This is a genomic window from Methylosinus sp. KRF6 (genome assembly GCF_018887255.1).
Classification (GTDB): Bacteria; Pseudomonadota; Alphaproteobacteria; order Rhizobiales; family Beijerinckiaceae; genus Methylosinus; species Methylosinus sporium.
In genome coordinates, this window is sequence record NZ_JAHLJF010000049.1 from 1 (window position 1) to 837 (window position 837).

Consider the following 837-nt stretch of genomic DNA (forward strand, 5'->3'; position numbering starts at 1 on the left):
GGTTGCGGTGCAATTTTTGCCGATAGCTATGCGATGGGGTCCGGCAGTTCGTTAGGATCAGGCGGCGAGCATCGCACTCCAGATTTCGGGCGCAGTCGTCCCGGCGGCTCTAAATCTGCTCAGTGCGAATTGCCCCTTCCTGATGCGATGCATGAGTTCGATGCCGGCGATGGTGATCGCCGCGTTTCGGAATCGCTTGAACCCGAGCATAGGACCCAAACGAAGCTTGATAGATCGGTGATCCTGTTCAATGAGGTTATTCAGGTATTTCGATGATCGAATGCGAGTCCGTGCGCCGCCTCGATGCTGCGCGAGAAGTTCGCGCGCCGCCCGATGTGACGCCTGATAGCCGTCGAGCGTGATTTTGCGCGGCGGCCGTCCGTGACGCGCGAACGCACGACGGAAAAACGCTTTGGCGGCGGCGACATCTCGCTTCGCGCGCAGCAAAAAGTCTACGGTCTTTCCTGCCTTGTCGACGGCGCGGTAGAGATAGACCCAGCGACCCTTGATCTTGACGTAGGTCTCATCGACGCGCCACGATCCGCCAGCCCGGCGCGCGAAACGGTTCCACCGCTTTTCGAACTCCGGAACGTAGCGCTGAACCCAGCGCATGATGGTCGTATGGGCCAACGACAAACCGCGCTCCGTCATCATTTCCACGAGATCTCGGAAGCTGAGCTTGTATCGCAGATACCAGCGCACGCAGAGAACGATGATTTCGCGGTCGAAATGGCGTCCTTTGAAAAGATCGTCCACGCTCAGCATCGTCCATAACCCCAGAGTTCGGCTCCGCCCTCCGAAGGATTATGTCCCGCTCACGCCGTTTGCACCAGAGCC

At 58.9% G+C, this 837-nt stretch carries 1 protein-coding gene; it reads right to left on the reverse strand.

Annotated features, from left to right (window positions below):
- Positions 1-57: 57 nt before the first annotated feature.
- On the reverse strand, positions 58-765 hold the full coding sequence (locus tag KP010_RS22465; RefSeq protein WP_216281950.1) for an IS6 family transposase: 708 nt from the start codon (positions 763-765) through the stop codon (positions 58-60).
- Between the last annotated feature and the right edge of the window lie 72 nt (positions 766-837).